This window comes from Parasphingopyxis sp. (genome assembly GCF_052168275.1).
Classification (GTDB): domain Bacteria; phylum Pseudomonadota; class Alphaproteobacteria; order Sphingomonadales; family Sphingomonadaceae; genus Parasphingopyxis.
Map to the genome: position 1 here is coordinate 1 of NZ_JBQLZM010000029.1, position 7,437 is coordinate 7,437.

The following is a 7,437-nucleotide window of genomic DNA, read 5'->3' on the forward strand; positions in this document are numbered from 1 at the left end:
GTCAGTTCGATGCGCGGCCGTTCCGGCGTTCCCGCCAGCGGCTCGACGGCGTCGGTCGCGGCCATGCGGCGGCCGGTATCCCCGCCGAAGGCGAGCGGCGTGATCGCCTGGGCGCGGGCCTCGTCCCATTGCGTCTCTTCCATCGGCTCGACCATCGCCGGGATGGCCTCGACGCTGGGGGCCAGCAGGAAGGTGGAGCCGCACAGGAGCGCGCAGGTCAATGCGCCGCGCCACCAGGTCCTGCTGCCCACCTGCGCGCCGAGATCGACGACGAGATCGAGATCGGACCAGCGGCTGGCCGGGATTTTGGAGCGCAGCGCCTCGCCGAAAGCGGGCGTATCGCCGCGGGCCGGCGCCGGCACGGCGGAACCGAAGGAAAGTGCGGCTGTCCCGCTTCCCTGACCGCCTCCGAATTCGTTGCGCTGATACAAGAGCGACCCCGTTTGTGGACTGATCGTACCCGGCCGCGCCGGGCGCATCTCCGGTGCCGACCGTTGTGGTTAAAAAGCGTTAAAGTCAAATTAAGGTGAGACGGGCCGAATCCTCGGTGCGGCGAGCCGTGGAACCTTCTGCAAGGGTCGCACACCCGGTCTCGCCGTGTCGCCGCGCCTTGCGCCGGAGCCCCGCATCCCCGATGTTGGCCCAATGAGTAATTTTGCCCGCGCGCCGCTCGCCGCCGTGCTCGGTCCGACCAATACCGGCAAGACCCATCTCGCCGTCGAACGCATGATGGGCCATGCGAGCGGGATGATCGGCTTTCCGCTGCGCCTGCTCGCGCGCGAAGTCTATGACCGGGTCGCCGCCGCGAAGGGCCCGGACAGCGTGGCGCTGATCACCGGCGAGGAAAAGATCCTGCCCGACAAGGCGCGCTGGCTGCTCTGCACCGCGGAATCGATGCCGCGCGATCGCGACACCGCCTTTGTCGCGCTCGACGAGGCGCAGCTCGCCGCCGATCCCGAGCGCGGCCACGTCTTCACCGATCGGCTGCTGCACATGCGCGGCCGCGAGGAGACGATGATCCTCGGATCGGACAGTCTGCGGCCGATGCTCTCGGCACTGACGCCCGACGCCGATATCATTTCGCGCCCGCGTTTTTCGACGCTGTCCCATGCGGGGGCCAAAAAGCTCTCCCGCCTGCCGCCGCGCTCGGCGATCGTCGCGTTCAGCGCCGAGGAGGTGTATGCGGTCGCCGAGATGCTGCGCCGGCTGCGCGGCGGCGCGGCGGTCGTGATGGGCGCGCTCTCGCCGCGCACCCGCAACGCGCAGGTCGCGATGTTCCAGGCCGGCGAGGTCGACTATCTGGTCGCGACGGACGCGATCGGCATGGGCCTCAACATGGACGTCCATCACGTCGCCTTCGCCTCGCTCAGGAAGTTCGACGGGCGGCGCAGGCGGCGGCTCCACATCCACGAAATGGCGCAGATCGCCGGCCGCGCCGGGCGCCACCAGCGCGACGGCACGTTCGGCACGCTCGGGCTCGAGGGCGCGGAACATGCGCAATTCACCGACGAGGAAGTCGAGCGGATCGAGGCGCACGAATTCCCCTGGCTGCACCAGCTCTACTGGCGCGACGGCGATCCGCGCTTCGACACGGTCGAGACGCTGATCGCCGATCTCGAGGCGAAACCGCAGGAGGAGGTGCTGCGCGCCGCGCCCGAGGCGGTCGATCTCGCCGTGCTGAAGAAGCTGGCGGGCGAAGCCTGGGTGCGCGAACGGGCGACCGATCCCGCGATGGTCGAACGGCTCTGGGCCGCCTGCGGCCTGCCCGATTTCCGCAAGACCGGGGCGGACGGCCATGCCCGGCTCGTCGGCCGGCTGTTCCGGCACCTGTCCGAGGGCGACGGGCACATCCCCGCGCCGGTGTTCGCGCGGGAGGTCGGCGCGCTCGAAAATCTCGCCGGCGATGTCGAGACCCTGGCCGGGCGGCTCGCGGCGATCCGCATCTGGGCCTATGTCGCGCATCGCGCCGACTGGCTCGCCGATCCGGCCAAGGGGCAGGCGCGCGCCGAAGCGATCGAGCAGCGCCTGTCCGATGCGCTGCACGACCGCCTCACCCAGCGGTTCGTCGACCGGCGGACGACGGTGCTGATGCGCGATATCGGCGCGACGGGCGAAGAGGCGCTGCCCGTCCGGGTCGATGCCGAGGGGATCGTCACCGTCGACGACGAGCCGATCGGCACGGTCTCGGGATTCCGGTTCACCGTCGATGCCGGGACCAGCCATGCCGACACCAGGCGGCTGCTCGCGGCGGCCGAGCGGCGGCTCGGCGGCGAATGGGCGGAACGCACGGCCGCACTGGTGGCGGACAGCGACGAGGCCTTCGCGCTCGTCACCGAAACCGGCGCGCCGGTCGCGATATCCTGGCGCGGCGAAACGGTCGCCGGGCTGGCGGCGGGCAGGACGCTGCTCGAACCCGCCCTCGTTCTCGACAGGAGCCTCGCCGCGCTGACCGACGACCAGCGGTCGCGGATCGCCGCCCGGCTGCAAGGCTGGCTGGCGCGGACGCTCGGCCGGATCCTCGCGCCGCTGCGCACGATCGGCCGCACCCTCGGCGCCGACCAGACGGCGCCCGCGATCCGCGCGCTGCTCGCACCGCTGATGGAGGCCGGCGGCGTCCTGCCGCGCAAGGCGGCGCTCGGCCCGCTCAACGCGCTCGACAAGGAGCAGCGGTACCGCGTCGGCCGGCTGGGCCTGACGATCGGCGCGCTCGACATTTTCCATCCCAAGCTGCTGAAACCCGAGGCGATCCGATGGCGGCTCGCGCTCGCGGCCGCCTCGACCGACACGCCGATGCCCGAGACGCCGCCGCCCGGCGCGACATTGCTGCCCGAACCGAAGGGCCGGACGCTGGCGGCCTGGCGCGCCGCCGGCTTTCGCGGTTTCGCGGGCCAGATGCTGCGGATCGACATGGCCGAGCGGGTCGCCCGCGCCGCCCATGACGCGCGCGACGGGAAGAAGCCCTTCGCCCCCGACCCGGCGCTCGCCACCTCGCTCGGCCTGAGCGACGCCGCGCTCGCCGGGCTGATGCGGGCGCTGGGCTTCCAGCCGGCGAAGCCCGCCGACGGCGACGGCGCCCCGCAATGGGTCTGGCGCGGCCGGCGCGCGCCCAGGGCCCGGAACCGCGAACCGGCGCCGGGCAACGCCTTCGCCAAGCTCGCCGAGCTCGATCTCGGCCGGGGCTGACGCGGATGGCCGAAGACGGTTTGCGGATCGACAAGTTCCTCTGGTTCGCGCGGCTCGCCCGCACCCGCGCGCTGGCCCAGAAGATCGCCGAGAAGGGCCATATCCGGTGCGCGGGCCGGCGCATCGACCGCGCCCATGCCGTGGTGCGCGTCGGCGACGTGCTGAGCGTGCCGATGCCGGACGGCGTGCGCGTGCTCCGGATCGAGAGCCTGCCCGAGCGACGGGTCCCCGCGAAGCTGGTAGCGGAGATTTACCAGCCCATAGAAAGCATGGATGACGGAAAGCGTTGACGCGGGCGTCATCTCGTGGCTAGCAGATTTCAGCGCACCAGCGAGGAGAGCCGCGCCAATGACCTATGTCGTCACCGATGCCTGCATCAAGTGCAAATATATGGATTGCGTCGAAGTGTGTCCGGTGGACTGTTTCTACGAAGGCGAGAACATGCTCGTCATCCATCCGGCCGAGTGCATCGATTGCGGCGTGTGCGAACCCGAATGCCCGGCCGAGGCGATCCTCCCCGATACCGAACCGGGCCAGGAAAAATGGCTCGAGCTCAACGCCAAGTTCGCCGACGAATGGCCGAACATCACGCAGAGCCGCGATGCGCCGGCCGACGCCGACGAGCATAAGGGCGAGGAAGGGAAATATGAGAAATATTTCTCGCCCGAGCCCGGCGAAGGCGACTGAGCGAAAGCGCGTCTCCGACATGAGGATGTAACGGCGATCGGCCATGCTGGCCGGGCCAACCAGCCCGGAGAAGATCATGGCCGCCGATCGCGACGTCACCAAAAGCTATTCCGACCGCCAGCATATCGAGAAGCTCGAACGGCTCGTCGCCTGCATGAAGGACGGCAGCGCCTTCGAGATCCAGGTCGACAATGAGCGCATCCGGGTGCCCGCCCATGCGCTGTTCTCGATCGAACATGAGCGCGGCGACGGGATCGAGGAGCTCGAATTCCAGTTCCGCTGGACGACCGGCGCCTGACTCCCTTCCGCCCCGGTTGCACGAAACGCCCGGCCTGCAGGGCTTTGAGGGCCGATGCCGCACTGCAACACTGGAATTTTTCTTACGAATGTGTTACATAGTGTCTTGATGTGGGAATAATTTTATTCCGCAAATTGGCTAACGTACGGAAAAGGCTGGAAAAATGAACCGCGCAGGCATGGCCCCGCAACGGGTTTCTGCACGATTCGCACGGCCGACCGTCTAGAAAGGTCTATTATATATGGCGAGCAAGGCGCTGGACTTCGAAGTCGGAGATTATGTCGTTTACCCCAAGCACGGGGTGGGCCGGGTGATCGAGCTTCAGAATGAAGAGATTGCGGGCATGCAGCTCGAACTCTACGTGCTGCGCTTCGAAAAGGAGAAGATGACGCTCCGCGTGCCGACCAACAAGGCCGAAGGCGTCGGGATGCGCAAGCTCTCCTCCGACAAGACGCTGAAGGACGCGTTGAAGACGCTCGAGGGCAAGCCCAAGGTCAAGCGCACCATGTGGTCGCGCCGCGCCCAGGAATATGAAGCCAAGATCAATTCGGGCGACCTGATCTCGATCGCCGAAGTGACGCGCGACCTGTTCCGCGCCGACGACCAGCCCGAGCAGAGCTATTCGGAACGCCAGATTTTCGAAGCGGCTTCGAGCCGCCTCGCCCGCGAACTCGCGGCGATGGAAAAGACCGACGAACCGGCGGCGCTGGAAAAGATCCTCGTCATCCTCAACAAGGCGGCCGCCATCTGGAACGCCGAGAAGGAAGAGGAAGAAGCCAACAAGTAACGGCGGCGCGCACGCGCCGCAAAAGTTCGCGCAAGCGAGAGTGGGAAAAGCCCGGCCGGCCCCAGTGGTTCGGCCGGGCTTCTTCGTTTAGGGTCGGCGAACGGAAAAGCCGGAACGCACAGGGAGAGAGAATATGGCAGTCGCAGACCAGGTACCGACGGATTCCGGCTTTCCCGCCAGGACGGACGGCGCCGACGTCATCCGGGACATCGACCTGGCCGGCAAGACCGCCATCGTCACCGGCGGCTATAGCGGGATCGGGCTCGAAACCGTGCGCACGCTGGTCGATGCCGGCGTCGACGTGATCGTGCCCGCGCGCAGCCGCGAAAAGGCGGAGACCAACCTCGCCGAGATCGACGGCGACGTCCGGGTCGGCGACATGGACCTTGCCGATATCGGATCGGTGCGGCGGTTCGCCGACGAGATGGCCGGGACGCTCGACCGGCTCGACCTGCTGATCGCCAATGCGGGGATCATGGCGAACCCGGAGACGCGCGTCGGCCCGGGCTGGGAATCGCAGTTCGGCACCAACCATATGGGCCATTTCGCGCTGACGCTCGGCCTGATACCGCTGCTCGAAAGGACGCCCGGCGCCCGCGTCGTCGCACTCTCCTCGACCGCGCACAAGGTCAGCGACATCCATTGGGACGATATCCAGTTCGAGAATCACGAATATGACAAATGGCAGGCCTATGGGCAGGCCAAGACCGCCAATGCGCTGTTCGCCAACGCCCTGTCGCGGCGGATGAAGGACAGCGGCGGCCTCGCCTTCGCCGTCCATCCCGGCGGCATCTTCACCCCGCTCCAGCGGCACCTGCCGGTCGCGGAGCAGATCGCGCTCGGCTGGCTCGACGAAAATGGCGAGCCGTCCGAAATGGCCAAGGCCGGCTTCAAGACCCCGGAGCAAGGCTGTTCGACGACCCTGTGGGCCGCGACCTCGCCCAGGCTCGACGGCAAGCCCGGCGTCTATTGCGAGGATTGCGACATCGCCGCGCCGACCGATCCGGAAAACCCGCTGGCCCGCTATCGCGGCGTCGATGCGCATGCATGCGACGACGAGAATGCCGAGCGGCTGTGGGGGATCAGCGAGAGGTTGCTGGCGGAGGCTTAGTCGCGTCAGCGGGTAACGCTCTCCCCGACGCCGTCGGGACGTTGATCCGCATTCGACGCTTCTGCTCGGGCGAATGATCGGCAAGATGGCGATTGCAGCCCACATGGCACAGCCGCAGGTTGGCAAGCGCCCCGGAACCGCCTCGGGATCGCGGCTCAAGATGTTCGATAGTAGCCGCCCGGCCGCAATTGGGTGGGCCGTTGCCGAAACGCATCGGCTTGCTGCAACGCCAGCAATTGTCGCCATCGCGCTGACGGAGCAGTTTTATGCGCTTCGCTTTGCGCCTTTTGTAACGCCACCATGGAAGCGGCCAATATTTTCGCTTCTTCGTCACGAGAACGGTAATCTCGCACGGCAAATGTTGCCGTCTCTTTAATGCGAGCCCGCACTCCGTTCGATCGCGCCGAACCTATGCTCAACGTGAAAAGGAAAAGCCCCGGCGTGAACCGGGGCTCCTTCTTGTTCGTCATGCCGGACTTGATCCGGCATCCAGAGCCACATGCGCCATCGCTTGCAACCCTGGACCCCGGATCAAGTCCGGGGTGACGCCATATTATTGGACGTCAAAGCTTGCTCGTCAGCTCCGGCACCGCGTTGAAGAGGTCCGCCACGACGCCGTAATCGGCGACCTGGAAGATCGGCGCGTCCTCGTCCTTGTTGATCGCGACGATCGTCTTGGAATCCTTCATGCCGGCCAGATGCTGGATCGCGCCGGAAATGCCGATCGCGATATAGAGTTCGGGCGCGACGATCTTGCCGGTCTGGCCGACCTGGTAGTCGTTCGGCACATAGCCCGCATCGACCGCGGCGCGGCTGGCGCCGATGCCGGCACCGAGCTTGTCCGCCAAAGGCGTGATGACTTCCTCGAACTTTTCCGCCGAACCGAGCGCGCGGCCGCCCGAGACGATGATCTTGGCGCTGGTGAGCTCGGGCCGGTCGCTCTCGGCGATTTCCTCGGATACGAAGGTCGAGAGGCCGGCATCGCCGGGACCGCTCACGGCTTCGATCGCGCCCGAACCGCCCTCGGTGGCGGCCTTTTCGAACGCCGTGCCGCGCACCGTGATGACGAGCTTCTCGTCCGAGCTCGTCACGGTGGCGATCGCGTTGCCGGCATAGATCGGCCGGGTGAAGCTCTTGTCGCCCTCGACGGAGAGGATATCCGATACCTGCATCACGTCGAGCAAAGCCGCCACGCGGGGGGCGATATTCTTGCCGGTGGTCGTGGCGGGCACGACGAACGCGTCGTGATGGCCCATCAGATCGGCGATCAGCGGCGCGACATTTTCCGCCAGCGCATGTTCGTAGGCGGCATCGTCGGCGAGATGCACCTTGCCGATGCCGGCGACCTTGGCGGCCTGGTCGGCGACGGCC

At 67.2% G+C, this 7,437-nt stretch carries 9 protein-coding genes and 1 pseudogene; 6 read left to right on the forward strand and 4 right to left on the reverse strand.

What is annotated here, in order from left to right:
* Window positions 1-362 (reverse strand): annotated as a pseudogene (locus ACTS1X_RS02520) (M23 family peptidase); the annotation flags it as partial.
* Between the two features lie 283 nt (window positions 363-645).
* On the opposite strand from ACTS1X_RS02520, the gene ACTS1X_RS02525 reads away from it, so the two are divergent.
* From ACTS1X_RS02525 to ACTS1X_RS02550, 6 genes are all read left to right on the forward strand, one after another.
* Window positions 646-3,183 (forward strand): helicase-related protein, encoded by a 2,538-nt coding sequence (locus ACTS1X_RS02525; RefSeq protein WP_442612813.1) that lies wholly within the window; start codon window positions 646-648, stop codon window positions 3,181-3,183.
* 5 nt (window positions 3,184-3,188) lie between these two features.
* Window positions 3,189-3,473: an RNA-binding S4 domain-containing protein gene (locus ACTS1X_RS02530; RefSeq protein WP_442612814.1), complete on the forward strand. Its 285-nt coding sequence runs from the start codon at window positions 3,189-3,191 to the stop codon at window positions 3,471-3,473.
* A gap of 58 nt (window positions 3,474-3,531) precedes the next feature.
* Window positions 3,532-3,870 (forward strand): ferredoxin FdxA, encoded by a 339-nt coding sequence (gene fdxA / locus ACTS1X_RS02535; protein WP_442612815.1) that lies wholly within the window; start codon window positions 3,532-3,534, stop codon window positions 3,868-3,870.
* A gap of 43 nt (window positions 3,871-3,913) precedes the next feature.
* The gene (locus ACTS1X_RS02540; RefSeq protein WP_442612816.1) at window positions 3,914-4,168 is read left to right on the forward strand and encodes an amphi-Trp domain-containing protein; all 255 of its coding nucleotides are present in this window, start codon (window positions 3,914-3,916) and stop codon (window positions 4,166-4,168) included.
* Window positions 4,169-4,409: 241 nt separating this feature from the next.
* Complete coding sequence (locus ACTS1X_RS02545; RefSeq protein WP_176870080.1) at window positions 4,410-4,955, forward strand: CarD family transcriptional regulator; 546 nt, start codon at window positions 4,410-4,412, stop codon at window positions 4,953-4,955.
* Between the two features lie 133 nt (window positions 4,956-5,088).
* Window positions 5,089-6,066 (forward strand): oxidoreductase, encoded by a 978-nt coding sequence (locus ACTS1X_RS02550; protein ID WP_442612817.1) that lies wholly within the window; start codon window positions 5,089-5,091, stop codon window positions 6,064-6,066.
* Here ACTS1X_RS02550 and ACTS1X_RS02555 read toward each other — a convergent pair.
* The 3 genes from ACTS1X_RS02555 to ACTS1X_RS02565 all read right to left on the reverse strand — a co-directional run.
* Window positions 6,038-6,280 (reverse strand): HNH endonuclease, encoded by a 243-nt coding sequence (locus ACTS1X_RS02555; RefSeq protein WP_442612819.1) that lies wholly within the window; start codon window positions 6,278-6,280, stop codon window positions 6,038-6,040. The genes ACTS1X_RS02550 and ACTS1X_RS02555 overlap by 29 nt on opposite strands.
* Window positions 6,222-6,536, reverse strand: a complete 315-nt coding sequence (locus ACTS1X_RS02560) for a hypothetical protein (protein ID WP_442612820.1) — start codon at window positions 6,534-6,536, stop codon at window positions 6,222-6,224. The genes ACTS1X_RS02555 and ACTS1X_RS02560 overlap by 59 nt, the downstream gene beginning before the upstream one ends.
* Before the next feature lie 93 nt (window positions 6,537-6,629).
* The coding region (locus tag ACTS1X_RS02565) for an electron transfer flavoprotein subunit alpha/FixB family protein (RefSeq protein WP_442612818.1) at window positions 6,630-7,437 on the reverse strand (808 nt) is incomplete at its 5' end.

Bases quoted from the DNA above. Each gene is read 5' to 3' on its own strand.
- ACTS1X_RS02525 (WP_442612813.1), top strand. From the start codon at position 646: ATGAGTAATTTTGCCCGCGCGCCGCTCGCCGCCGTGCTCGGTCCGACC.
- ACTS1X_RS02530 (WP_442612814.1), top strand. From the start codon at position 3,189: ATGGCCGAAGACGGTTTGCGGATCGACAAGTTCCTCTGGTTCGCGCGG.
- fdxA (WP_442612815.1), top strand. From the start codon at position 3,532: ATGACCTATGTCGTCACCGATGCCTGCATCAAGTGCAAATATATGGAT.
- ACTS1X_RS02540 (WP_442612816.1), top strand. From the start codon at position 3,914: ATGCTGGCCGGGCCAACCAGCCCGGAGAAGATCATGGCCGCCGATCGC.
- ACTS1X_RS02545 (WP_176870080.1), top strand. From the start codon at position 4,410: ATGGCGAGCAAGGCGCTGGACTTCGAAGTCGGAGATTATGTCGTTTAC.
- ACTS1X_RS02550 (WP_442612817.1), top strand. From the start codon at position 5,089: ATGGCAGTCGCAGACCAGGTACCGACGGATTCCGGCTTTCCCGCCAGG.
- ACTS1X_RS02555 (WP_442612819.1), bottom strand. From the start codon at position 6,280: ATGCGTTTCGGCAACGGCCCACCCAATTGCGGCCGGGCGGCTACTATC.
- ACTS1X_RS02560 (WP_442612820.1), bottom strand. From the start codon at position 6,536: ATGACGAACAAGAAGGAGCCCCGGTTCACGCCGGGGCTTTTCCTTTTC.